The organism is Stakelama saccharophila (genome assembly GCF_032229225.1).
In the GTDB taxonomy this organism is placed as follows: Bacteria; Pseudomonadota; Alphaproteobacteria; order Sphingomonadales; family Sphingomonadaceae; genus Sphingomonas; species Sphingomonas saccharophila.
In genome coordinates this window covers 2,798,867-2,822,529 of the sequence record NZ_CP135076.1, presented here as the reverse complement: position 1 = coordinate 2,822,529, position 23,663 = coordinate 2,798,867, and the positions used below count along the sequence as shown (strand labels likewise).

Below are 23,663 nucleotides of genomic sequence, written 5' to 3'. Positions count from 1 at the left end.
TCTAGCTTGCGTTCTCGTCCGAATCCACCGGGTAAAATGTGTAGGAGAGCGTGATTTCCTCCACATCGCGGGTATCGGGATCGCCGAGGATGCCGGGATCGACGAAGAAGATCACCGGCATCCGCGCCGTTTCCCCCGGCGCCAGCGTCTGCTGCGTGAAGCAGAAACACTGGATCTTGGTGAAATATCTGCCCGCCTGGGCCGGCGTGACGTTGAACGTCGCGGTGCCCGTCAGCGGCCGGTCCGATCGGTTGGTCGCGCGGAAAAACGCCATGTCGCGCGCGCCGATCTGGACCGTGTCGGCACGGCGTTCCGGTTCGAAGCGCCAGTCGAGCCTGGGGCTGACATTGCTGTCGAACGCGACCGTCATCGTGCGGCCCACCGCGCCCGGCGCCGCGGTGGCGACCTGCGGCGTGCCGTTCAGGCCGGTGATCTGGCAGAATGCACGGTACAGCGGCACGCTGGCGAAGCCGAGCCCGCCCATGACGATCACGATCGTCACCCCCAGCATCGCCGTGCGCCCGTTCCGCGTCACTAAAGGCCGCCGTTCTTGATCTTCACGAATGCGATGGCGAACAACAGGACCACGAACGCGCCGAGCAATATGGCGGTTACCCGCGCCCTGCCGCGTTGGCGCTGACGGATGAGCTTTTCGTCCCCCGGCGTCATCAGCCGACCCAGCGATCGACGACGAGCGCGCCGAACACGATGAAGAGGTAGAGGATCGAATAAGCGAACAGGCGCTTTTCGGGGCGCATGCGATCGTCGGCCCCGGTGGTGCGGAAGGCGACGCGTGCGGCCAGCCCCGCGAAGATGAGCGACGTGGCGGTCGCCACAATGCCATAGACGGCGCCGGTCAGCCCCAGCGGCCAGGGCGCGATCGCGGCCAGGGCCATGGGCACGGTATAGATGCCGATCTGGCGCCGGGTCGCCGCCTCGCCGGCGACGACGGGCAACATCGGCACCTCGGCATTGGCATAGTCCTTGTGCACGAACAGCGCGAGCGCCCAGAAATGCGGCGGAGTCCAGAGGAAGACCAGCGCGAACAGGATGATCGGCAGCGGCGCGAGACCGCCGGTCGCCGCGGCCCAGCCGATCAGCGGGGGGAAAGCGCCCGCCGCGCCGCCGATGACGATATTCTGCGGCGTGCGACGCTTCAGCCACACGGTGTAGATGAGGACGTAGAACAGGATCGACGCGGCCAGGATGGCCGCCGCCACCCAGTTGATGGCCAGTTCCATCAGGACGACCGAGAACACGCCCAGCCCTACGCCGAAATGCAGCGCGGCCTGCCGCTCCATCCGGCCGGCGGGCAGCGGGCGGGACGCGGTGCGCTTCATCCGCGCATCGAGATCGGCTTCGTACCACTGGTTGAGGGCGCCTGCCGCGCCTGCCCCGAGCGCGGTGCACAGGATGGCGGTGAAGCCCAGTACCGGATGGATGGCGACGGGCGCCGCCAGCATGCCGCACAGCGCCGTGAAGACGACGAGGCGCATGACCTTGGGCTTGGTCAGCGCCAGGAAGTCGCGCCACTCGGCGGGCGCCATGATGGAGGGGTCGGCGGTGGTCACGGTCATCGATGTAGGCTCAATGGCAACGCAGCGCGAGGGGCAGCGGGTATCCATGATGGAAAAAGCCCCTCCCGGCGGGGGAGGGGCTGATCCGTCAGTCGACCTTCGGCAGGGTTTCGAACTGGTGGAAGGGCGGCGGGCTGGACAGCGTCCATTCCAGCGTCGTCGCGCCTTCGCCCCACGGATTGTCCGGCGCCTTCCGACCGGCCGCGAGCGACCAGATCAGGTTGACGAAGAACACGCCCATGCCGGCGGCCATGATCCAGTAGCCGTGCGTCGCGATGCCGTTCCAGAATTCGTACATCGGCGTATAGTCGGGAATGCGGCGCGGCATGCCCTGCAGCCCGAGGAAGTGCATCGGGAAGAACACCATGTTCACGCCGACGAAGAACAGCCAGAAATGCACATGGCCGAGAAGCTCGTTGTACATCTTCCCCGACATCTTCGGGAACCAGTAATAGAAACCGGCGAACAGCGAGAACACCGCGCCCTGGGCGAGCACGTAGTGGAAATGCGCCACCACATAATAGGTGTCCTGCATGTAATCGTCGACGCCGCCATTGGCGAGGACGACGCCCGTCACGCCGCCGACGGTGAACATGAAGATGAAGCCGATCGCCCAGACCATCGGCACCTTGAAGCTGATCGAGCCGCCCCACATCGTCGCGATCCACGAGAAGATCTTGATGCCGGTAGGAACCGCGATGATCATGGTCGCGGCGGTGAAGTACATCTTCACGTCGACCGGCAGGCCGGTGGTGAACATGTGGTGCGCCCACACGACGAAGCCGACCACGCCGATCGCGACCATGGCATAGGCCATGCCGAGATAGCCGAAGACCGGCTTGCGGCTGAAGGTGGCGACGACATGGCTGATCATGCCGAAGCCCGGCAGGATCATGATGTACACTTCCGGATGGCCGAAGAACCAGAACAGGTGCTGCCACAGCACCGGATCGCCACCGCCGACGGGGTCGTAGAAGGTCGTACCGAAATTGCGATCGGTCAGCAGCATGGTGATCGCCGCGGCCAGCACCGGCAGCGCCAGCAGCAGCAGGAACGCCGTGACCAGCACCGACCAGGCGAACAGCGGCATCTTGTGCAGCGTCATGCCAGGCGCGCGCATGTTGAAAATGGTGGTGATGAAGTTGATCGCGCCCAGGATCGAGCTGGCACCGGCAAGGTGCAGCGCCAGGATCACCATGTCGACCGACGGTCCGGGCTGGCCATAGGACGAAAGCGGCGCGTAGAGCGTCCAGCCGGTGCCAGCGCCGCCGCCGATGAAGGCGGAGCCCAAAAGCAGCGTGAAGGCGGGAACCAGCAGCCAGAAGCTAATATTGTTCATCCGCGGAAAGGCCATGTCCGGCGCGCCGATCATCAGCGGCACGAACCAGTTGCCGAACCCGCCGATCATCGCCGGCATCACCATGAAGAAAACCATGATCAGGCCGTGCGCCGTGATCAGCACGTTCCACAGATGGAGCGCCTGATCGCCCTGCTGGCCCGACCAGCTTTCGAGGAACTGGATGCCCGGTTCGGCCAGCTCCATGCGCATCATGCCGGAGATCACGCCGCCGATGATGCCAGCGCAGATCGCGAAGATCAGGTACAGCGTCCCGATGTCCTTGTGGTTGGTGGACATGAACCAACGGGCGAAGAATGCCGGCTTGTGGTCGGCATGGCTGTCATGGCCGTGATCTTCGTGCGCCTGGAAGGCGTTGGGGGTGAGGGTGGTGTCTGTCATGGCTTAGTTGTCCAGGCTTCCGGTGGCGGACTGGGAGGTCGGTGTGGCGACAGCATCCTGCGTCGTGTCGACGGCATTCTGCGGGGAGCCGGGAACGATCCCGGTCGCGCCGGTCGGGTCGCTGGTATCATCGACCGTATCGGCGCCGCGCTGCGCCGGGGCAGCGGTCGACGGCGCGTTCGGATCGCTGGGCATCGACCCGCCCTTGGAGCGTACCCACTGGGCGAACTGCGCCGGCGAAACCGCCTCGACCGCGATCGGCATGAAGCCGTGGCGCGCCCCGCACAATTCGGAGCACTGGCCGAAATACACGCCGGGTTCGTCGATACGGAACGTGCGTTCGTTCAACCGGCCGGGAATGGCGTCCAGCTTGATCCAGAAGGCGGGGACGGCCCAGCTATGGATCACGTCGGTGGAGGTGGTGATCAGGCGAATGGGCGTGTCCACCGGCAGCACGACGCGATTGTCCGTGGCGAGCAGGCGCGGGCCGTCCGCGGCGGTGCGATACCGCTCGCCCGGCTGTACCTCGTCCTGTTCCTTCAGCATGTTGGCGGTAAAGGTGATGTCGCCATTGTCGGGATATTCGTAGGACCAGTACCATTGGTTGCCGATCGCCTTCAGCGTGACGGCGTTGTCGGGCGCCGGGCGATATTGATGGGCCAGCAGCTTGATCGATGGAATCGCGATGAACACCAGGATCAGGACCGGGACCACCGTCCAGATCACCTCGATCGTGGTATTGTGCGACGTCTTGGACGGCACCGGATTGCGGGCCTGGCGAAAGCGCACCATGGCGATGAGCAGCAGCGCCAGCACCAGCAGCGAGATCACGGTGATGATCGGCATCAGGATGGCGTTGTGAAATCCCGCCGCTTCCTCGCCGGTCGGCGAAACCTGAGCCTGAAGCCCCAGCGCCGCGTCGATCGGCTGGCCCACATCGTCTCTGGCCGCCAACTCCGGCAGGGCCTGGTTGGACAGGGCCGGATCGGCGAGGGCCGGCGTCTGCGCAACGGCGGGGGCGGTGCCTGCCGCGTCCACGGCCTGCGCATTGTCGGCGGGCGCGGTCTGCGGCGCGGCCGGTTGCGCGGAAGCGACGGTCGCCGTTCCGGCAAGCGCCAGCCCCGCAGCCATGAGAATCGACTTCAAGCCAGGCATTCGCATCTCTATCCTGTTACCCCATGTTCAGGAGCGCCGCGCTGGAGCATGGCGCCGTTGGGCGAGTTTGACCCGCGAAGGGCCTATACGCGGCGTATCGCGGTGCCTCAAGTTTGTCACCGGGTCTTTTTCCGATAGTTGCGGTCGGCCCGCGCCGCGACTAGACGGGGTGGCGGCAAGTCGCGGGAGAAAGGTCGGTAATGGACGAGGCAGCGATTCTGGCGGAATTCCGCGCCGCGGACGCCCTGCTGGAAGGACATTTCATTCTGTCGTCCGGCCTTCGCAGCCCGCGTTACCTGCAATGCGCGCGCGTGCTCATGAACCCGGCGCGCGGCGAACGCCTCGCCAATGCGCTCGTCGCGGCCATGCCCGACGCGGTGAAGCGCCAGATCGAGGCGGTCGTGTCGCCGGCGATGGGCGGCGTGATCGCCGGGCAGGAGGTCGCCCGCGCGCTGGGCGTCGATGCGATGTTTCTGGAGCGCCCCGGCGGAACGTTCGAATTGCGGCGCGGCTTCCGGCTCGCGCCCGGGCAGAAGGTGCTGATGATGGAGGATGTCGTCACCACCGGCCTTTCCTCGCGCGAGGCGATGGCCGCGATCCGCGAAGCCGAAGGAGAGGTCGCGGCCGCGGCGGCCCTGGTCGACCGGTCCGGCGGCAAGGCGGAATTCGATGTTCCATTCTTTCCGCTCGTCCGTCTCGACATCCCCAGCTACCAGCCCGACGATCTGCCGCCCGCGCTCGCCGCCATCCCGCCGGTGAAGCCGGGCAGCCGGGCCGCGGCATGACCCTTCGGCAAGCTCAGGACGGGCCGCTCCGCCTCGGCGTCAACATCGATCACGTCGCCACCGTCCGCAACGCGCGCGGTTCGGGCTATCCCGACCCGGTCCGGGCGGCGCTGGTGGCGGCGGACGCGGGGGCGGACGGCATCACGGCCCATCTGCGCGAAGATCGCCGGCACATCACCGACGACGACATCGCGCGCCTGTCGGATCAACTCGCGATCCCCCTGAACCTCGAAATGGCGGCGACCGGAGAGATGCTGGAGATCGCGCTGCGTCACCGCCCGCACGCGGCCTGCATCGTGCCCGAAAAGCGCGAGGAACTGACGACCGAGGGCGGCCTGGATGCCGCCGGCCAGCACGACCGCCTGACGCCGATGGTAGCAGAGCTTGGGGCAGCGAATGTCCGCGTCAGCCTGTTCATCGAACCCGACTCGCGCCAGATCGACGCGGCGCTGAGGCTTGGCGCGCCCGTGGTCGAACTCCATACCGGCCGCTACGCCGAGCTGTCGGGCGCGGCGCAGGCGGAGGAGCTGAAGCGGCTTTCGGATGCCGCGGCGCTGGCGGCCAAGAACGGGATCGAGGTGCATGCCGGCCACGGCCTGACCTTCGACAATGTGGTGCCGATCGCCGCCATTCCGCAGGTGCGCGAACTCAACATCGGACATTTCCTCATCGGCGAGGCGATATTCGATGGCCTCGCCCCCGTGGTGCGACGCATGCGCGCGCTGATGGACGAGGCGCGGTGATCGTCGGTCTCGGCTCCGACCTGTGCAATGTCGAGCGCATCGCCAATTCGCTCGACCGCTTCGGCGACCGTTTTCTCAATCGTGTCTTCACCGAAGTGGAGCGCGCCAAGGCGGCCCGGCGGCCGCACACCGTCGCCGGCACGCTCGCCAAGCGCTTCGCGGCGAAGGAGGCGTTTTCCAAGGCTGTCGGCACCGGCTTCAAACGCGGTGTGTTCATGAAGGATATCGGCGTGGTTAATGCACCGTCCGGCGCACCGACCCTGGCTTTGGAGGGCGGTGCCAGGGCAAGGCTGGATGCGATGATACCTCCCGCGCATGTCGCGCAGATCCATCTTACCCTGACCGATGACCACCCCTGGGCGCAGGCCTTCGTGATCATCGAAGCCGTCCCCGCGCAGGGCGGCGCTGCATGACGCACAGCGAACTCGCGCTGCAACAGGACGAGCCCGGCGGCGCGGCCCGCCCCGCTCGATACCGGAAGGCGCGGCACCGTACCGACTGGTGGGCGGAGGCGAAGGGAATCTTCTGGCTGATCCTCGCCGTGCTCGCGTTCCACAGCCTGATCGCGAAACCCTTCTACATCCCGTCGGAATCGATGATGCCGACGCTGATGGTCGGGGACCGGCTGGTCGTGACCAAATATCCGTACGGCTATTCCTATGTGTCGCCGACCTTTCACGTGCTGCCGTTCCTGCAGGGGCGGTTGTTCGGCGCCATGCCCCGGCGCGGCGATGTCGTGATCGCGGTGCCGCCGGAATCCCACACCGACTATATCAAGCGCGTGATCGGCCTGCCGGGCGACCGCATCGCCGTTCGCGGCGGTCGGGTCTATCTCAACGGCCGGGCGCTGGCGCACCGGGACATGGGGGATAGGTTGGTCCCCGTCGACGGCAATTTCGACTGCGATCCGTTCGAATATCCCGGCCGCCGGGTTCGCGGCGACGACGGCCGTTTCTACTGCAGCCTTCCCATCGTGCGCGAGACGTTGCCGAGCGGGCGGGCCTATGACACGATCGATCTGGGCTATCGCCCGCAGAGCGACGATTACGGGCCGATCACGGTGCCGCAGGGCCATGTTTTCCTGATGGGCGACAATCGCGACAACAGCGCCGACAGCCGCTTCCGGCTCGATCAGAACGGGCTCGGCGGACCCGTGCCCTGGGAAAATCTCGGCGGCCGCGCCGAATTCATCACCTTTTCGCTCGACGGTTTCGGCACCTGGAACCCGATGAGCTGGCCGGATGCGTTCCGCCCCGGCCGGGCCGGGCGCACGCTCCATCCCGGAAAGGCGACGCGATGACGGCCCGGCGCGGCAGCACCGTGCAGGAGCCCGGTCCGAACGAAATGCGCGATCCCGTGTCCCGCGCGGAGTTCCGCAAGGCGGTGATCTGGTTCTCGGTCGCGGTGGCCATCGGGCTGATCGTGCTGCTCATCCAGCCGCTGCTGATCATTTTCGGCGGTCTGGTCTTCGCCGCCATGCTCGACGGCGGGGTGCGGCTGCTCGGCCGCGTGCTGCCGGTGCCGCGCGGCCTGCGCCTGCTGATCGTCGTGGCGCTGGCGGTCGCCTTCGTCCTAGGCGTCTTCTACCTCGCCGGGATGCAGATATCGGCCCAGGCCGAACAATTGCGCACCACGCTGATGGCCCAGGGGGAGCGTCTGGCGCACTGGGCGTCGGAACTGGGCATCGTGCCCGGCCGGCAGGATGTCGCAGATCTGGCGCGGCAGGCGCTCGGTTCCATCGGCAGGCTGACGAGCTTCGTCGGCAACGCGGTCGGCGCCGTCACCACCTTGTTCATGATCATGGTCATCGGCCTGTTCGTCGCGATCGAACCGCGCATCTACGATCGCGGGCTGCAATGGATGGTGCCGATCGGAAAGCGGGACGACTTCGCCGTCACGATCGACCGGATGGCCTTCACCATGCGCCGCCTGCTTGCCGGGCGCCTGCTGGGCATGGCGTTCGAAGGCGTTCTGACCGGCATCCTGTTGTGGGTGGCGGGCGTGCCGATGGCGTTGCTGCTCGGTATCCTTACCGGCCTGCTTGCGTTCATCCCGAATATCGGCGCGTTCATCAGCGGGCTGTTGATGGTGGCGGTCGGATTCAGCTCGGGCGTCGAAACGGGCATCTGGGCGATCGCCATCTACCTGGGGGTGCAGACCTTCGACGGCTATGTCGTCATTCCCATGGTTGCCAAGCGGACGGTCGACCTGCCGCCCGCGCTCACCCTGTCGGCGCAGATCCTCGCCAGCACGCTGTTCGGCATATTGGGGCTGGCTCTCGCCGATCCGCTGGTCGCGATGATCAAGGTGACGCTGGAGCGCGAGGCGGAGATCGCGGCCCGAGTGGGGGTGCGGCGGCAGGGGGGCGAAAGCGAAGCCGGGCCGTGAGGCTGCACCTTTATGACTATTTCCGCTCGTCGGCGGGATACCGCGTGCGCATCGCGCTCAATCTGAAAGGGCTTGCCTATACGCGCGAGGAAGTTTCGCTGATCGACGGCGAACAGGGCGCATCCGCCCATCGCGCCCGCTCGCCGCAGGGTCTGGTGCCCGTTCTCGACACCGGCGAAGCAATGCTGACGCAGAGCCTCGCCATTATCGAATGGCTCGACGCGACCTGGCCGGAGCCGCGGCTGATCCCGCGCGATCCCACGCAGCGCGCGGCGGCCATGGCCCGGGCGCTCACGATCGCCTGCGACGTCCATCCGCTCAACAATCTGCGCGTGCTGCGCCATCTCGAACGGGAACTGGGGGCCGATCAGGCGGCGCGCGACAGATGGTATGCGCGCTGGACGGCGGAAGGATTCGCAGCCCTGGAAGCCATGGCGGGGCCGGGGCCGTTTCTCGGCGGCGAGGCACCCGACCTCGCCGACATCTGCCTGGTGCCGCAGATGTACAATGCCCGTCGCTTCGGCGTGCCGGTCGACGCCTATGCCCGGCTCGTTCGCGCCGACCACGAAGCGGGTGCGCTGCCCGCCTTCGCCGCCGCGCACCCGGACCGCGTAAGGGGCGTCACCGCTTTCTAGAGGCGAACGCTATCGGCTTTGCACATGATCAGCCGGATCAGATCTTTTCGGGATAGATCGGCTGGATGTCGACGGGAATGGCGTCCATCGTGCCGATCACCTGGCGGGCATGGGCGTCGAGATGCGCCCATTTGTCCATCAGGGCCTTGGTCCCGGCATAGTCGCCCCTGGCCTGCAGCATCAGCATGTCGTGCAGCAGATCGCGCACCCCGCTTTCCATCCTGGCGTTGTCGACCCGGTAGCGTCCGGCCTTTTCGTCCCAGCGGATCGCGCCCTTGTCCTGCAGATAGGCAAGCTGCAACGCCGCGCCCTGGCCGTGCGCTTCCTCGGTGCCGAACCGTACCGCACGGAAGATGCCGGCGACGTAGGAGGCGAAGAGCTGCGGCTTCTCGGCGGCCGGGATCTCGCCCTTCTTCATCATGAACAGGATGTTCCACACGCCCGCCACGTCGGCCTTCGCCTCTTCGAGGGCGGACGCCTGGTCCTTCAGTTCGTCGTCGACGGTGGTGGTGCGGCCGTTGATGACGATCGTGCCGGGCCCGAGGCTGTGTGAAAGTTCGTGGAACAGCGTTTCGAGCTGCATGTACTTCTTCGCGACGAGCTGCGCCTGATCGGGCACGAGGACCAATGGCGCCATCGGTTTCAGGATGCGTTCGTATTTCGCGCCGAGGACGTTGGACAGGATGACCTTCTTCGCGCCCTTCGCCTCACGCACGCGCTCGTCATTGGGCAGGTTGAACGCGATGGTCTGTACGCCGGGTACGTTGTCACCACCGCCGTGGATCTGCTCCGCGACCGCGATCGGGCTGGCGAAGCCGCGCCGGAAATTCTTATTCTCGTCCGGCTCGGGAAGGTTGCCCTCCATATCGCGCAGATATTTCTTGTACTTGTCGAGCGCCGCCGATTCTTCCGGGTCCTTCAGCGTCACGAAGCTCTCGAACGCCGCCTTCTGCCCGAACAGGCGATCGGTATAGACCTCGTACGGGCCGATCGCGATCTCGATCGGCGTATCCTTCAGGTCCATCCAGGCGAGTTCGCTTTCGAAATAGTCGTCGGTGCGAAAGGCCTCGGCGCGCAGATGGAGGAACTTCTTCAGGCTGGAATTGCTGGTCGTGTCGGCCGCCTGGTCGAGCAGCTTCGCCGCGGGCTCGAGCCACTGCTTGTACTCGACGGAATAGGGCACCGCCTTCAGCTTGGCGCCGTCGCGCCGCACGACCGTATAGAGGCTGGTCAGCGCGTCCTTCTGCTCCGGATGCGCCGCGGCATACTGGTTGAACTCTTCGCGCGTCATATCGGGCGGGTAGAAGCCCGCCCCCTCGGGAAACTGCTGGTCGCCCCAGAACGGACGGAATTCGGCCAGCGTGTCCCACGGCCCGAAATTCAGGTCGAACATGTCGAGCAGCAACTGCTTGTCGGGGGCGTCGCTGTCGGCGATCTGCTGCCGGACCTGCGGCAGGTTCGGGCTGCGCTGTCGCAGATAGATGTCGTTCATGTAATCCGACGCCTGGATCAGCAGATTCACGACCTTGCGCTGCTCGTCGTTCAGGAAGCTGGTGTCGGGGTTCATGTCGATCCGCGCGATCTTCGCGCGCTGCGCTTTCAGCGAATATTGCTCCTGCCCGGCCTGGGCGGTGGCGCCATTGCCGGCGGCGGCATTGTTGCCGGCCTCGCCGTTGGGCGTGCAGGCGGTGGTCGCGAGCAACAGGGCGATCAGGGATTTGCGCATTCACATCCTCGGTCGGTGGCCGCATCCGGTGCGGCATGGTTGTCGTTGCGGCCCGGTCTAGCCTTCCCGCGTTCGCCTGTCACGAAGGGGTCCTATCCTCTTCGTGGCGACCATCCCCGCCATCTCGACATCCGGCGGAGATCGGACGCGGCGCCGTCTCGCCCGAGCCCCGGCGTCAGGCGTCGATACTCGCCCCCAGCGCCGCGTTGACCAGTCCGCCGTCGACGGTGATCGTCTCGCCCACGACATAGTCGCCGGCACGGCTGGCGAGGTAGATGGCGGCGGCTGCCATGTCCTCGGGCTCGCCGATGCGCTTCGCAGGAATGCCGCGTGCGACCTCGCCGCCATGGTCGCGCGCGGCACGGTTCATCTTCGATGGGAAGGCGCCCGGCGCGACCGAGGTGACGTTGATCGAATCGCGGATCAGCCGCGCCGCCATGCGCCTGGTGAGATGGATCAGCGCCGCCTTCGACGCATGATAGCTATAGGTATCCCACGGATTGAGCCGCTGGCCGTCGATCGAGCTGATATTGATCACCTTCGCCGGTTTTTCGTGCCGCGCCGACGCCTGCAACAGGCCGTGCAGCGCCTGCGTCAGGAAAAAGGGCGACTTGACGTTCAGGTCCAAGACCTTGTCCCAGCCGGATTCGGGAAAGCTCTCGAACGGTTCGCCCCAGGCCGCGCCGGCATTGTTGACGAGGATGTCGAGCTTGTCCTCGTGCTTTGCCAGCGCTTCGGCGAGCGCCTTGCAGCCGGCGACCGTCGAGATGTCCTGCGGCAGCGCGGTGCAGTTCCCGCCCAGCGCCTTCGCGGTTTCGTCGCAGGCGTCGGCGTGGCGCGAGGAGATATAGACCTTGGCGCCGCTGGCAACGAAGCCTTCGGCGATCATGCGGCCGATCCCGCGCGACCCGCCGGTGACGAGTGCGACTCGTCCGTCGAGGCGGAACAGCTTGCTGACGTCCATTTTTTCTCCCCTCCCGCTTGCGGGAGGGGCCGGGGAGGGGCGGCATCCGCAAGCAACTGGTAAAAGATTCAGCCCCTCCCCTGACCCCTCCCGCAAGCGGGAGGGGAGGATGACTATCCCCCGCGCTTCAGCGTTTCGCGGGCGATGATGAGCTGCTGAATCTGGCTCGTGCCTTCATAGATGCGGAACAGGCGCACGTCGCGGTACAGGCGTTCGATGCCGTAATCTGCGATATAACCGGCGCCGCCGAAAATCTGCACCGCGCGATCGGCGACGCGGCCGACCATCTCGCTGGCATAGTATTTCGCCGCCGCCGATTCCATCACGACATTCACGCCGCGATCCTTCCTGCCCGCGGTTTCAAGGACGAGCGCGCGGGCGGCGAGCGCCTCGGTCTTCGAATCGGCGATCATCGCCTGGACGAGCTGGTGTTCGGCAATCGGCCTGCCGAACTGGTGGCGCTGGGTCGCGTAAGCGACGCTGTCGGCGATCAGCCGCTCGGCCACGCCGACGCAGACCGCCGCGATGTGCAGTCGCCCGCGATCCAGCACCTGCATCGCGATCTTGAAGCCTTCGCCTTCCTCCCCCAGCCGGTTCGCCGCCGGCACGGGCACCTCGTCTAGGGTGAGGTCGGCGACTTTTGCACCCTTCTGCCCCATTTTCTTTTCGGGCTCGCCGATGCCGATGCCGGGCAGGTCGCGCGGCACCAGAAACGCCGATACGCCGCGTCCGCCGGGTTCGTCGCCGGTGCGCGCCATCACCGTGAACAGGTCGGCCCTGTCGGCATTGGTGATGTAGCGCTTGGTGCCGCTCAGACGATAGACGTCGCCGTCGCGCACCGCGCGCGTCTTCACCGCGCCCGAATCGCTGCCGACATCGGGTTCGGTCAGGGCGAAGCTGGTGACGATGTCGCCGCTGGCGATCTTCGGCAGCCATTCACGCTTCTGTTCGTCGCTGCCGGCGATGACCAGGCCCTGGCTGCCGATGCCGACATTGGTGCCGAAGGTCGATCGAAAGGCCGGCGTGGTGCGCCCCAGCTCGATCGCCACGCGGCATTCCTCCGCCATGGTCAGGCCGAGCCCGCCATAGTCCTCGGCTATCGACAGCCCGAACAGGCCGAGCTGCTTCATCTCCGCCACGATCTCCGGCGGGATCGCATCGTCCGCCTCGACCTGCGCTTCGCGCGGGCGGAGCCGTTCGGCGACGAAGCGGCGGACCGTGTCGATCAGCGCGTCGAAGGTTTCGGGGTCGAGGGCCATGGCTGCATCCTGCTGTCTGGCCCCTACCGCTATCGCGGTCGCCGGTGCGCGGCAAGTCAGTTACGCATACCGCATGTTCCAAAAGGATGATGTGGAGCTAATCATGTGGGTTCCATGGGTGGACCGAAAAAACGAAAAACTGCGGGAGTTGCCGCCACCGCCGCGCGCGGTACACAGCGGAAATGCCCGCCGGGATCGCTCCCGACGGGCACCTTTCCTCCCCAGGAAAGTCGAGCCTCAGGCGTAGGTGCCGAGGCGGTGGTAGAGCGCCTTCACGCACGCCAGCTCATGTTCGTCGTCGAGCGATTTGGCATAGTCGCCAAGCGCGGTGCGGATGAGCCTGAAGTCGGCGGTGGACAGCAGCGCGCGGGCGCGGCCGGGCTCTCCGGCGGGACGGGCGGGCGGGGTTTGCGGTTCGCTATGCATGATGCCGTCTCCCCTTCAGGCTGCCTGTTTCTTGAACTGGTCGGCTTCGGTCGAGTGGGCGTATGCGGTGGTTGAGCTGGCGCCGCCGGCGAGCGTGGTGGCGACGAGGTCGAAATAACCGGTGCCGACCTCGCGCTGGTGGCGCGTCGCGGTGTAGCCGTTCGCTTCGCTCGCGAACTCGGCCTGTTGCAGTTCCGAATAGGCCGCCATGCCGCGTGTCCGATATCCGCGCGCCAGCTCGAACATGCCGTGGTTGAGCTGGTGGAAACCCGCCAGCGTGACGAACTGGAACTTGTATCCCATCGCGCCCAGCTCGCGCTGGAAGCGGGCGATGTCGTCCTTGTCGAGATTGGCTTCCCAGTTGAAGCTGGGCGAGCAGTTATAGGCGAGCAGCTTGTCGGGATGATCGCGCCGGATCGCCTCGGCAAAGCGGCGCGCATCTTTCAAATTGGGTCTGGACGTTTCCCACCACAGCAGGTCGGCATGGGTCGCGAAAGCGAGGCCCCGCCTGATGCAATGGTCGACGCCCGTCCCCTCCTTCAACCGGAAAAAGCCTTCGGGCGTCCGCTCTCCGGTCAGGAATTCCCGGTCGCGCGCGTCCACGTCGCTGGTGATGAGCTTCGCCGATTCGGCATCGGTGCGCGCGATGACCAGCGTCGGCACGCCCGACACGTCGGCGGCAAGGCGCGCGCTGTCGAGGTTGCGGATATGCGCTTGCGTGGGGATCAGCACCTTGCCGCCCAGATGGCCGCATTTCTTTTCCGCCGCCAACTGGTCTTCGTAATGAACGCCTGCAGCACCGGCGGCGATATAGGCCTTCATGATCTCGAAACAGTTGAGCGGTCCGCCGAACCCGGCCTCCGCATCGGCGACGATGGGGGCGAACCAGTCGCGGGTCGCGCCACCTTCCGAATGCTCGATCTGGTCGGCGCGCTGCAGCGTGTTGTTGATCCGGCGCGCAAGCTCCGGGCCGGCATTGGCGGGGTAGAGCGACTGGTCGGGATACATCGCGCCGGCGGTATTGGCGTCGGCGGCGACCTGCCAGCCGGACAGATAGATCGCCTTCAACCCCGCGCGCACCATCTGCATCGCCTGATTGCCAGACAGCGCGCCGAGCGCGTTGATATAATCCTCCGCATGGAGCAGCCTCCACAGCTTGTTCGCGCCCTCGCGCGCCAGCGTGTGCTCGACTGCCACGGACCCGCGCAGCTTCGCCACGTCCTGCGGCGCGTAGGGACGCTCGATGCCGTCGAAGCGGCCGCTGGGGGCGGGAACGAGATCGTCGAAGGTCATGTCGTGTCCTTTACAGATGCTGTTCGTCGTGACGGTCGGGACACGCTCAATTTCTCATAATTCCCGGTGATGGAAACAGAATATGTCGTCGAAAGCGGTTGTGGGGTCGGCAATAGCGACGGCAAGTGCTGTAATGTTGTAACTAGATTTACAGAAGCCTACCGTCATTCCCGCGCAGGCGGGAATGACGATGGAGGTAAGGACATTGCGCTGTCGCGAACGTATCATGTACAAAGGGCTGTAGGAAAATGGCCGAGGGCAAATTGTTCGCCGGCCATGTCGTGCGGCGGTTGCGGCGTCAGTCAGGGCTCACCCAGGCGGCGATGGCCGAGATGCTCGACATCAGTCCGAGCTATCTGAATCTGATCGAACGCAACCAGCGGCCGTTGTCGGCGACGCTGCTGCTGCGCCTGTCCGAACGTTTCGATTTCGACCCGCGCCAGCTTGCGGCGAACGAGCCCGGCGGCGGTGCGGATGCGGTGCGGCGGCGGCTTGCCGATCCGATGTTCGCGGATCTGGAGATCGACCGCGGCGAGCTGGAGGAATGGCTCGCCGGCGCGCCGGGCGGGGCGGAAGCGTTCGCGCGCGCTTATGACCGGATCGGGCAGGGCGGGCCCGCCCCGATGTCGGGCGAAAGCGATCCGGCGGTGCCGGTGCGCCGCGAAATCGAGCGCTGGCGCAATCATTTCGCCGATCTCGACGCCGCGGCCGAGGAAGTCGCCGACGAATTGCGGCTGGGCGCGGGCGACCTCTACGGCGCGATCGCCGAACGCTTGCGCGTCAGGCACCAACTCTCGATCCGCATCCTGCCCGCCGACGTGATGCCCGATCTGTTGCGCCGGCTCGATCTTCATGCCCGCCAGTTGCAGCTATCCGAATTGCTCGATCCCGCCTCGCGCACGTTCGCCGCCGCCTTTCAACTCGCGCAGAACGAGGCGCGCGGCGGGATCGAGGCGCTGGTCAAGGCGGCCGGGTTCGCCACGCCGGCCGCCGAACGCCTCTATCGCCGTCACCTCACCGGCTATTTCGCCGCCGCGGTGATGATGCCCTATGCCCGTTTCCTGCGCGCGTGCGAGGCGACCGGGTACGACCTCGAAATCCTGCAGCGCCGCTTCGGCGCGGGATTCGAGCAGGTGGCGCACCGCCTGACGACGCTCAGCCGCGTCGGCGCGCGGGGCCTGCCTTTCTTCATGATCCGCATCGACCGGGCGGGACAGGTGTCGAAACGCTATGCCGGCGCCAGCGCCGCAGCGCTGGTCGAGGCACAGGCGCGGTGTCCGTTATGGCGGCTGCACCACGCCTTCGACCGGCCCGGCACCCTGACGGCGCAACTGGTCGACCTCGACGGCTCGGGCGACGCGGGTGTCGCGCGCTGGTTCACCATGGCGCGTACCGTCACGCCGCCGGGACGCCGCTATGGCGGGGTCGAGGCGATGTTCGCGATCGGGCTCGGGGTCGAGGCGACGCTGGCCGCCCCCCTCTCCGCCGCGCGCGGGATCGACCTGGCCGGCGAGGCGACCCCGATCGGTCTCGGCTGCCGCCAATGCCTGCGCGCCGACTGTCCGCAGCGGTCGGCGGCGCCGGCAGCACGCGCGCTGCTCATCAACGAACGCGAACGGCGGATGTCGGCGTTCACCTTTGCGGGGGACTGACGGGGTGCTCCCCAGCCTGCCGCGAAGGGCGATTTTGGCCCGGTTCGCAGAATAGGGCGGAGATGCTGCCGGGCGAATAACGCGGCCCGGCCTACGCTTCTCGCCGGCGGACGATGCGCGCGGCGACGGCCAGCGCCAGCGAGGCCAGCACGCACCAGCCGGCCATCCACAGCATCTGGGTCGGCAGCGGCACGCCCAGGTCGATGAACGCGCCGGTGATGCCGGGGCCGAGCGCGGTCGACAGCACCATCGCCGACACGGTGATCGCGCGGATGCCGCCGAGATTGGCGAGGCCGTAAACCTCCGGCCAGAGCGCGCCCATCAGGTTCTGGGTGAAGCCGTTGCTGATGCCCAGCAGGAACATGAACAGGTAGATACCCCAGACCGGCGTCACCAGCCCGACCGCGAGCGAGGCGATCGCGAGCGGCGCCAGGAAGAAGGGCAGCAGCCGCAGCGCACCGAACCGGTCGACCAGGTGCCCGCACAGAAAGCCGAAGACGATCGTCGTCACCGCCATCACCGGAAAGGCCGCGGCGAAGACCAGCGGGTCGTAGCCGCGCAGCGCGATCAGATAGCCCTGGTGGAAGAAGATGACCGTGCCGATGAACGGCGGGGCGAGCGTGCCGGCAAGCAGCAGGTACAAGACGGGGTCGCGGATCACCTGCCGCCGCGTCCAGTCCCGCGCGGTGCGTGTTTCGGAAATGTGCGGGTCGCTCGATTGCGGCACGCGCTCCACGCGCATGAGCTTCAGGATCGCCGGATAGCCGAGCAGGAGAACGGCCAGCGCCGCCGCGATCCAGGCGCCGCGCCAGCCCAGCGCCTGCGCGCCCGCCACGAAGATGACGGGCAGCAGCGCGTTGCCGAGTTGCAGCCCCGGCGTGATCAGCGCCATGGCGCGGCCGCGATTGGCGGCGAACCAGCGGCCGATCTCGGTAAAGGCGATCTCGGTCATCATGCCCTGGCCGAACAGGCGCAGCAGATAGAGCGCCAGCACCAGCACCGCGATGTTGGACGCACCGGCCATCAGCAGACAGGCCAGCGCCAGCATCGGCATGACGAAGCGTACCACCTTCCATCCCGCCATCAGGTCGAGCGTGCGGCCGAGCCAGGGCAGCGAGGCGGCGCTCGCCAGCGTGGCGATCATGTAGAGCCCGCCGAATTCGCCGCCCGACAGGTCGAACGCGGCGCGGATGGCATTGCCCGACAGGCCGATGAAGAAGGTCTGGCCGAAGGACGAAAAGAGCGTCAGCAGGAATCCGCCGCCGATCCAGCGGCCATTGGCGCGCAGGAAGTGCAGATTGTCGCGAAGAAAGAGGCGCATGCCCCGCCATTGCCCGATCCGGCGGCCGGACGGAAGAGGCGGCGGAACGTATCGGCCGCGCCCCGCCAATCTGCCTGCCGCCGGCGAACATCGCGGTCGTCGGCTTGCGCGAGACCGCAGGGGCGCTTGCCGGAGTGAGGCGCCTCGCTTAGGCGAACGGCCATGGCCTGGACCGCACCGCTTCGCCTGCGTCTCGACATGGACGCGCTCGCCGCAAACTGGCGCACCCTCGACGCGATGAGCGGCACGGCCGCGTGCGGCGCGGCGGTGAAGGCGAACGGATATGGCCTGGGCGCGCGCAGGGTCGCCCTGCGGCTGGCGGCCGCAGGGTGCCGCGACTTCTTCGTCGCGACCTGGGGCGAGGCGGCGGCGCTGGCCGATACCGGCGTCACGCTTTCGGTGCTGCACGGCGTCCGCGACGAGGATATGGCGGTCGCGCGCGCCGCCGCCCATGCGCGCCCGGTCCTCAACACGCCCGATCAGGTGCGCCGCTGGCGCGGGGCGGGCGGCGGTGCGTGCGATATCATGGTCGATACGGGGTTGAACCGCCTCGGCCTGTCGGCGGGCGATATCGCCGGCGGACTGCTCGACGGCCTGACGATCGAGACGCTGATGAGCCACCTCGCCTGTGCCGACGAGCCGGGCCATCCGCTCAACGAGAGGCAGCGCGCGGCGTTTGCATCGCTGGCGGGAAAGACGCGGGCGCGGCGGATGAGCCTCGCCAATTCGGCCGGCATCGCGCTGGGGCCGGACTATGCCTTCGGCCTGACTCGGCCGGGGCTGGCATTGTACGGCGGTGTGCCGGTGCCCGCGCTGGAAGGCCGCATCGCGCAGGTGGTGTTTCCCGAGGCGCAGATCCTCCAGCGCCGCACCGTCCGCGCGGGACAGACGATCGGCTATAACGCCACCTGGACGGCCCGCGCCGATACCGAGGTGGCGATCCTGAACCTGGGCTATGCCGACGGCTATTTCCGGGGGTTTTCGGCGCGCGGCTGGGCGGTGCACGAAGGCGAACGCCTGCCGGTGCTGGGGCGGGTCTCGATGGACCTGGTCGCGGTGGACGTGGGCACGGCCAGCGCATTGGCGGAAGGCGACTGGCTGGCGATCGGCTATCACCTTCCGGAGGCAGCGGCCGTGTCGGGGATGTCGCAGTATGAATTGCTGACCGGGCTGGGTGTTCGGTTCGGGTGATTTCAAGCTGACGCGTTGGGCTGTCGGACAGCCTTCATCTAGACGAGTTTGCCGGGGCCATGGTGTTGTTATATCTCCGACTGCGGACGTAAATTCCCCTTAAAGCAATTGGTTGCGGCATTGCAAAATGGCAACAGTCTGCTGTGCATTCGGCTCTATTGTCGTGCCGTCGCTTTACAATTGGGCGAATCATTAGTCATCATATGTGTGTGACGGGGCAAATACGTCGCGGGCGTCACTGACGCTGGTTACGACAAAAGGGGATTACAGAATGAATAGGTCTTCAGACGCCAGGCAGTCCTATCTGCGCAGCGCTGCGATGGGCGCGCTTTTGGCTGGAATGTTGGCGGCGTCGCCTGCGCTCGCGCAAACTGCCGATCCAGATGATTCCGCAGACCAGGCTGCTGTTCAGGCGACCGACGAGGTGCCTGCGGACGAGCCCCAGGCAATCGTTGTAACCGGTAGCCGTATCGCTCGTCCGAACCTGGATTCGCCGGTGCCGGTAACATCGGTTGAAATCGAAAATCTTCAATCCGGCAACGTATCGCTCGGTGACTCACTTAACCAGCTTCCGGCGCTGCGGTCGACTTACAGTCAAGCGAATTCGACGGCCTTCATCGGCACGTCTGGTCTGAACCTGCTCGACCTTCGGGGGCTCGGTACGAGCCGTACACTGACGCTGGTGAATGGGCGCCGCGTCGTCACCTCAGATCCCGGCACTGAGAGCGTCGACACGAACACTATCCCGGACGAGTTGGTCGAGCGCGTCGACGTCGTCACGGGGGGCAATTCGGCGGTGTACGGTTCGGATGCCGTGGCCGGAGTCGTAAACTTCATTCTGAAAGACGATTTCGAAGGTCTCGAAGCGGGCGGCCAGGGCGGTGTGTCTTCGCGCGGCGACCGGCAGTCGTATCGTGCTTACCTCACCGCTGGTAAGAACTTCTTCGATGGCCGTGCGAACCTGACGGTCAGTGTCGGTTACGCAAAGGCGGACGCTCTCTATTACACTGACCGGGATGCCCGCTACGGCGGTTACTCGGGGCGGCATCAATTTAATAGAGTTCAGGACACGATCGGAGAGCCTGCTACCGGCGATGGTATTCCCGATACGGCATTTCTGACCGGCGTGAAGAACAACAATATCTCCAATGGTGGGCTGATTACATCAACTTGCCCCGCTCCTGTGCCGGAGAGTGACCCAGCATTTGGGGTAATTGCGGCCGTGAGGGCACAGAATTGCACCGGAGAGATGACGCCAACCGGAGGTAGAATCGGCCGCACCTATGTATTCGATTCAACGGGAACGTTGGTCGCCAATCCCGTAATCAACGATCTTCGAAATGTCGGATCCTCTAATTCGATCGGCGGACTGGGCTCGACACTGCTGGAAGGAAGTCAGCTAGATCCCGCATATGAGCGCAAGACCGCTAATGTTCTTGCACACTATGAACTATCGGAGGCGGCCGACCTGTTCTTCCGGGGTTCGTATGTGGATATTGGTTCGGTTCAGGCCGGCCAGCCTACATTTGAATATAACGTCTTCAACATCAATAATCCTTATCTTACCGATCAGAATGAAGCATTGCTCCGGGCCATATATGGTGCGGGGCCGAATGAAGATTTCAACTTCGGTGCTTATCGGTTCAATACCGACTTTGGCGCTCGCGGTGAAAATCATGACCGCGAGACGTTCAACCTCGTCGGCGGTATCCGGGGCGACTTCAACGATGACTGGCATTATGAACTCGCCGCAACCTACGGTGAAACGACGACATTCTATCAGACTGAGGGGAATATCAACGAAAACAAATACTTCAACTCCGCTTCAGCTTCGCGTGACGCCTCCGGCAACATCGTCTGTTCCATCAACGCCGATTCCGATCCAACGAATGATGATCCGGCGTGTGTTCCCATCAACCTGTTCGGTGCAGGACTAGCGCGGACGCAGCAGGCGGCGCTTGACTATTTCGGTGTAACGTCGACGCGTAATCAGAAGGCGACACTGTTCGACGTGACCGGATACGTTTCTGGTGATTCCTCACAGTTTTTTGAGCTTCCGGGCGGACCGGTCAGCTTCTCGATCGGTGGCGAGTTCAGGAAGAGCACGGCGTTCTCCGCATATGATGATGTGACCAAGAGTGGCGTGACCTTCTTGAATGTCATCAACGACTTCGATCCGCCGGCCCTTGAGGTCACCGAAGGGTTCGGAGAATTGAGCATACCGCTGCTCGCGGATATGCCTTTTGTCCGAGAGCTTACGGTGAATGCAGCCGGCCGCGTGTCGCATTACAATGTCGGCAGCACGGGTACTGTGTTTGCTTGGAACCTCGGCGGGACTTACGCACCGGTGGATAGCCTTCGTTTTCGGTTGTCCTATGCGAAATCGGTCCGCGCACCGTCCCTGAGCAATCTTTTCGATTCTCGGTCTCAGACGTATCTGCTCGTGAGCGACCCGTGCGATCAGGCAAATATCAACGACAATCCGAACCGGGTCGCGAACTGTGCAGCCGACGGTGTTCCTACTACCGTGGTTGATCCGGCTACGGGTGATACGATTCCATTCACCAACCGTCCTTCGTCCAGTATCGCTGGCTTCAATGGCGGTAATGCGGACCTTAACGAAGAAACGGGATACAGCTTTACTGTTGGCGGTGTGTACGAGCCGACATTCCTGCCGGGTTTCTCGGTCACGGTCGATTATTACAATATCCGTTTGGATAACGTGATCTACACTCTTGGCGGACAGACGCTGATCGATCAGTGCTACGATGCGCCAGGCGGTATCGATAATCCCTATTGCGCAGCGGTAAATCGCAGGGAAGACGGGACATTCGCTGGACAATCAGACCGCATCATTAATGGCATAACCTATCAGCTTGATGACAGCGGTTCGGCATTCGAAGCTGGGCCATTCAACTTCGCCAAGCAGGAAACTTCAGGTATCGACCTTACGACGAATTATCGGCAGGAGTTCGGCGAGGGAGTGTCGCTTAATCTTAAGGGTTTGCTATCTTACGTAATTAAGCGCAACAATTATACGGATATCAACGATCCCGATTTTAAGGATCGGCAACTTAGTGAACTTGGCGATCCTGTTTGGGCAGGAAGTTTGTTCGCGACTCTGAATGTCGGCAAATTTGACTTATATTACAAATTTCAATACGTCGGTAAGCAGACGATTGGTGAGTACGAAACTCAGAATTCTTTCCAGGGACGTCCGCCGGAAAACCCGGATGCCTATCCGGTAGCCTATTATCCGGATCTCACCTACCACGACATTCGCCTTGGATTCGAGCCGACGGATATCTTCCGCTTCTATGTAGGTGTCGATAATCTGTTCGATAAGCAGCCGCCGTTCGGGGCCGATGGTACAGCTCCTGGTTCGACCTATGACAATATCGGGCGCTTCTTTTACGCAGGTGCCAGGGTCACCTTCTGATCCTTTCATTCGGCATAAAAAAGGGGGAGGCTGCCCTTTGGCAGCCTCCCTTTTTCGTGTCGCCAGAAAGGGCCTCGGCGACCTGATACTCCGAGCGTTAGGCACTTCCCCGTTCGGCTTGCATCATCACCTTTCGCAGGAACACGTCCGTTCCCTACATAATCACCGCTCCACGCACATGGCGATGCCCATGCCGCCGCCGATGCACAGCGTCGCCAGGCCCTTTTTCGCGTCGCGTTTTTCCATTTCGTAGAGCAGCGTCGTCAGCACGCGCGCGCCCGATGCGCCGATGGGGTGGCCGATGGCGATGGCGCCGCCGTTGACGTTCACCTTTTCCGGGTCCCAGCCCATGTCCTTGCCGACCGCGAGCGCCTGGGCGGCGAAGGCCTCGTTGGCCTCGATCAGGTCGAGATCGGCGACACTCCAGCCCGCCTTCGCCAGCGCCTTGCGCGATGCCGGCACCGGGCCGATGCCCATGATCGACGGGTCGACGCCGGCCGACGCCCAGCTCCTGATGCGCGCGAGCACCGGCGCGCCGCGTTTCGCCGCCTCGTCGCCCGACATGACGACCAGCGCCGCCGCGCCGTCGTTGATGCCGCTGGCATTGCCCGCCGTCACCGTGCCGTCCTTGCGGAAGGCCGGGCGCAGGGCGCCGACGCCCTCCACGGTCGCGCCGGCGCGGATATATTCGTCCCTGTCGACCACGGTGTCGCCCTTGCGGCCCTTCACCGTGACGGGCGCGATCTCGTCGGCGAAGCGGCCGCTCTCGCGTGCCTTTTCCGCCAGGTTTTGTGACCGCACGGCGAATTCGTCCTGAGCCTGGCGGGTGAGCTGATACTGTTCGGCCAGATTTTCCGCGGTGATGCCCATGTGATAGCCATTGAAGACGTCGGTCAGCCCGTCCTTGATCATCGTGTCGACCAGGCTGACATCGCCCATCTTGGCGCCGGCGCGCATCGTCTGCGCATGTGCCGACATGGACATGCTTTCCTGACCGCCCGCCACGACGATGTCGGCGTCGCCGCCGGCCACCATCTGATAGGCGAGTGCGACCGAGCGCAGCCCCGAGCCGCAGACCTGATTGACGCCCCAGGCGGGCACTTCCTTCGGGACGCCGGCGGCCATGGAAGCCTGGCGCGCCGGATTCTGGCCCTGGGCGGCGGTCAGCACCTGGCCGAGGATGACTTCGGACACGTCTTCGCCGGTGATCTTCGACTGGGCGAGCGCGGCCTCGATCGCGGCGCGGCCGAGTTCGTGCGCGGGCACCGTCGCGAAGCTGCCTAGAAAGCTGCCGACGGGCGTGCGCTTGGCGGCGGTGATGACGATGTCGGACATGGGGTCGGCCTCCTGAGGAAATGCAGACGAAAGGGT

General features: G+C 65.1%; 21 protein-coding genes. 9 read left to right on the top strand and 12 right to left on the bottom strand.

The features are described from left to right. Nucleotide 1 precedes the first annotated feature (1 nt). From RPR59_RS13165 to coxB, 5 genes are all read right to left on the bottom strand, one after another. Complete coding sequence (locus RPR59_RS13165; RefSeq protein WP_313918513.1) at nt 2-511, bottom strand: cytochrome c oxidase assembly protein; 510 nt, start codon at nt 509-511, stop codon at nt 2-4. A 23-nt stretch (nt 512-534) separates the two neighbouring features. After that, nucleotides 535-669: a cytochrome c oxidase system small membrane protein gene (locus tag RPR59_RS13160; RefSeq protein ID WP_313914787.1), complete on the bottom strand. Its 135-nt coding sequence runs from the start codon at nt 667-669 to the stop codon at nt 535-537. Next, nucleotides 669-1,577, bottom strand: coding sequence for a heme o synthase (locus RPR59_RS13155; protein WP_313914785.1), 909 nt, complete (start codon nt 1,575-1,577; stop codon nt 669-671). Before RPR59_RS13155 ends, RPR59_RS13160 begins: the two co-directional genes overlap by 1 nt. Nucleotides 1,578-1,665: 88 nt before the next feature. Then, a complete protein-coding gene (gene ctaD, locus RPR59_RS13150) occupies nt 1,666-3,315 on the bottom strand; it encodes a cytochrome c oxidase subunit I (RefSeq protein ID WP_313914783.1) in 1,650 nt (549 codons plus the stop codon). A gap of 3 nt (nt 3,316-3,318) precedes the next feature. Then, the gene (gene coxB, locus RPR59_RS13145) at nt 3,319-4,476 is read right to left on the bottom strand and encodes a cytochrome c oxidase subunit II (RefSeq protein WP_313914781.1); all 1,158 of its coding nucleotides are present in this window, start codon (nt 4,474-4,476) and stop codon (nt 3,319-3,321) included. A gap of 194 nt (nt 4,477-4,670) precedes the next feature. Between coxB and pyrE the strand changes: the two genes are divergently transcribed. Genes pyrE through maiA form a run of 6 tightly spaced genes read left to right on the top strand, consistent with a single transcriptional unit; the run spans nt 4,671 to nt 9,021 of the window. Beyond that, the gene (gene pyrE / locus RPR59_RS13140) at nt 4,671-5,255 is read left to right on the top strand and encodes an orotate phosphoribosyltransferase (protein ID WP_313914779.1); all 585 of its coding nucleotides are present in this window, start codon (nt 4,671-4,673) and stop codon (nt 5,253-5,255) included. Beyond that, nucleotides 5,252-5,998, top strand: a complete 747-nt coding sequence (locus tag RPR59_RS13135; RefSeq protein ID WP_313914777.1) for a pyridoxine 5'-phosphate synthase — start codon at nt 5,252-5,254, stop codon at nt 5,996-5,998. Before pyrE ends, RPR59_RS13135 begins: the two co-directional genes overlap by 4 nt. Further along, nucleotides 5,995-6,411 (top strand): holo-ACP synthase, encoded by a 417-nt coding sequence (gene acpS / locus RPR59_RS13130; RefSeq protein ID WP_313914775.1) that lies wholly within the window; start codon nt 5,995-5,997, stop codon nt 6,409-6,411. The genes RPR59_RS13135 and acpS overlap by 4 nt, the downstream gene beginning before the upstream one ends. Next, nucleotides 6,408-7,298, top strand: a complete 891-nt coding sequence (gene lepB / locus RPR59_RS13125; RefSeq protein WP_313914773.1) for a signal peptidase I — start codon at nt 6,408-6,410, stop codon at nt 7,296-7,298. Before acpS ends, lepB begins: the two co-directional genes overlap by 4 nt. Continuing rightward, the gene (locus RPR59_RS13120; protein WP_313914771.1) at nt 7,295-8,386 is read left to right on the top strand and encodes an AI-2E family transporter; all 1,092 of its coding nucleotides are present in this window, start codon (nt 7,295-7,297) and stop codon (nt 8,384-8,386) included. The genes lepB and RPR59_RS13120 overlap by 4 nt, the downstream gene beginning before the upstream one ends. 2 nt (nt 8,387-8,388) lie before the next feature. Beyond that, on the top strand, nt 8,389-9,021 hold the full coding sequence (gene maiA, locus RPR59_RS13115; RefSeq protein ID WP_432280318.1) for a maleylacetoacetate isomerase: 633 nt from the start codon (nt 8,389-8,391) through the stop codon (nt 9,019-9,021). A 37-nt stretch (nt 9,022-9,058) separates the two neighbouring features. Here maiA and RPR59_RS13110 read toward each other — a convergent pair whose 3' ends face one another. The 5 genes from RPR59_RS13110 to aceA all read right to left on the bottom strand — a co-directional run bounded on the left by RPR59_RS13110 (nt 9,059) and on the right by aceA (nt 14,689). After that, a complete protein-coding gene (locus tag RPR59_RS13110; RefSeq protein ID WP_313914768.1) occupies nt 9,059-10,747 on the bottom strand; it encodes a DUF8614 domain-containing protein in 1,689 nt (562 codons plus the stop codon). A 175-nt stretch (nt 10,748-10,922) separates the two neighbouring features. Further along, nucleotides 10,923-11,711, bottom strand: a complete 789-nt coding sequence (locus tag RPR59_RS13105) for an SDR family oxidoreductase (protein WP_313914766.1) — start codon at nt 11,709-11,711, stop codon at nt 10,923-10,925. A 113-nt stretch (nt 11,712-11,824) separates the two neighbouring features. Further along, nucleotides 11,825-12,970: an acyl-CoA dehydrogenase family protein gene (locus RPR59_RS13100; RefSeq protein ID WP_313914765.1), complete on the bottom strand. Its 1,146-nt coding sequence runs from the start codon at nt 12,968-12,970 to the stop codon at nt 11,825-11,827. Nucleotides 12,971-13,207: 237 nt separating this feature from the next. Then, nucleotides 13,208-13,396 carry a hypothetical protein gene (locus RPR59_RS13095; protein WP_313914763.1) on the bottom strand — a complete coding sequence of 63 codons (189 nt, stop codon included), beginning with the start codon at nt 13,394-13,396 and terminating at the stop codon, nt 13,208-13,210. Nucleotides 13,397-13,411: 15 nt separating this feature from the next. Next, on the bottom strand, nt 13,412-14,689 hold the full coding sequence (gene aceA, locus RPR59_RS13090) for an isocitrate lyase (protein WP_313914762.1): 1,278 nt from the start codon (nt 14,687-14,689) through the stop codon (nt 13,412-13,414). Between the two features lie 248 nt (nt 14,690-14,937). Here aceA and RPR59_RS13085 point away from each other — a divergent pair, with 248 nt between their 5' ends. Further along, nucleotides 14,938-16,341, top strand: coding sequence for a helix-turn-helix domain-containing protein (locus RPR59_RS13085; RefSeq protein ID WP_313914760.1), 1,404 nt, complete (start codon nt 14,938-14,940; stop codon nt 16,339-16,341). A 91-nt stretch (nt 16,342-16,432) separates the two neighbouring features. Here RPR59_RS13085 and RPR59_RS13080 read toward each other — a convergent pair whose 3' ends face one another. Further along, complete coding sequence (locus tag RPR59_RS13080) at nt 16,433-17,662, bottom strand: MFS transporter (protein ID WP_313914758.1); 1,230 nt, start codon at nt 17,660-17,662, stop codon at nt 16,433-16,435. Between the two features lie 162 nt (nt 17,663-17,824). On the opposite strand from RPR59_RS13080, the gene alr reads away from it, so the two are divergent. Both alr and RPR59_RS13070 read left to right on the top strand, forming a co-directional pair. Next, on the top strand, nt 17,825-18,853 hold the full coding sequence (gene alr / locus RPR59_RS13075) for an alanine racemase (protein WP_313914756.1): 1,029 nt from the start codon (nt 17,825-17,827) through the stop codon (nt 18,851-18,853). Between the two features lie 271 nt (nt 18,854-19,124). Beyond that, nucleotides 19,125-22,292, top strand: a complete 3,168-nt coding sequence (locus RPR59_RS13070; RefSeq protein ID WP_313914754.1) for a TonB-dependent receptor domain-containing protein — start codon at nt 19,125-19,127, stop codon at nt 22,290-22,292. 162 nt (nt 22,293-22,454) lie between these two features. Here RPR59_RS13070 and RPR59_RS13065 read toward each other — a convergent pair whose 3' ends face one another. Then, nucleotides 22,455-23,627 (bottom strand): acetyl-CoA C-acetyltransferase, encoded by a 1,173-nt coding sequence (locus RPR59_RS13065; protein WP_313914752.1) that lies wholly within the window; start codon nt 23,625-23,627, stop codon nt 22,455-22,457. Between the last annotated feature and the right edge of the window lie 36 nt (nt 23,628-23,663).

Excerpts from the sequence above, each read along its gene's own strand:
- RPR59_RS13165 (WP_313918513.1), bottom strand. The coding sequence starts at position 511 with ATGCTGGGGGTGACGATCGTGATCGTCATGGGCGGGCTCGGCTTCGCC.
- RPR59_RS13160 (WP_313914787.1), bottom strand. The coding sequence starts at position 669 with ATGACGCCGGGGGACGAAAAGCTCATCCGTCAGCGCCAACGCGGCAGG.
- RPR59_RS13155 (WP_313914785.1), bottom strand. The coding sequence starts at position 1,577 with ATGACCGTGACCACCGCCGACCCCTCCATCATGGCGCCCGCCGAGTGG.
- ctaD (WP_313914783.1), bottom strand. The coding sequence starts at position 3,315 with ATGACAGACACCACCCTCACCCCCAACGCCTTCCAGGCGCACGAAGAT.
- coxB (WP_313914781.1), bottom strand. The coding sequence starts at position 4,476 with ATGCGAATGCCTGGCTTGAAGTCGATTCTCATGGCTGCGGGGCTGGCG.
- pyrE (WP_313914779.1), top strand. The coding sequence starts at position 4,671 with ATGGACGAGGCAGCGATTCTGGCGGAATTCCGCGCCGCGGACGCCCTG.
- RPR59_RS13135 (WP_313914777.1), top strand. The coding sequence starts at position 5,252 with ATGACCCTTCGGCAAGCTCAGGACGGGCCGCTCCGCCTCGGCGTCAAC.
- lepB (WP_313914773.1), top strand. The coding sequence starts at position 6,408 with ATGACGCACAGCGAACTCGCGCTGCAACAGGACGAGCCCGGCGGCGCG.
- RPR59_RS13120 (WP_313914771.1), top strand. The coding sequence starts at position 7,295 with ATGACGGCCCGGCGCGGCAGCACCGTGCAGGAGCCCGGTCCGAACGAA.
- RPR59_RS13110 (WP_313914768.1), bottom strand. The coding sequence starts at position 10,747 with ATGCGCAAATCCCTGATCGCCCTGTTGCTCGCGACCACCGCCTGCACG.
- RPR59_RS13105 (WP_313914766.1), bottom strand. The coding sequence starts at position 11,711 with ATGGACGTCAGCAAGCTGTTCCGCCTCGACGGACGAGTCGCACTCGTC.
- RPR59_RS13100 (WP_313914765.1), bottom strand. The coding sequence starts at position 12,970 with ATGGCCCTCGACCCCGAAACCTTCGACGCGCTGATCGACACGGTCCGC.
- RPR59_RS13095 (WP_313914763.1), bottom strand. The coding sequence starts at position 13,396 with ATGCATAGCGAACCGCAAACCCCGCCCGCCCGTCCCGCCGGAGAGCCC.
- aceA (WP_313914762.1), bottom strand. The coding sequence starts at position 14,689 with ATGACCTTCGACGATCTCGTTCCCGCCCCCAGCGGCCGCTTCGACGGC.
- RPR59_RS13085 (WP_313914760.1), top strand. The coding sequence starts at position 14,938 with ATGGCCGAGGGCAAATTGTTCGCCGGCCATGTCGTGCGGCGGTTGCGG.
- RPR59_RS13080 (WP_313914758.1), bottom strand. The coding sequence starts at position 17,662 with ATGCGCCTCTTTCTTCGCGACAATCTGCACTTCCTGCGCGCCAATGGC.
- alr (WP_313914756.1), top strand. The coding sequence starts at position 17,825 with ATGGCCTGGACCGCACCGCTTCGCCTGCGTCTCGACATGGACGCGCTC.
- RPR59_RS13070 (WP_313914754.1), top strand. The coding sequence starts at position 19,125 with ATGAATAGGTCTTCAGACGCCAGGCAGTCCTATCTGCGCAGCGCTGCG.
- RPR59_RS13065 (WP_313914752.1), bottom strand. The coding sequence starts at position 23,627 with ATGTCCGACATCGTCATCACCGCCGCCAAGCGCACGCCCGTCGGCAGC.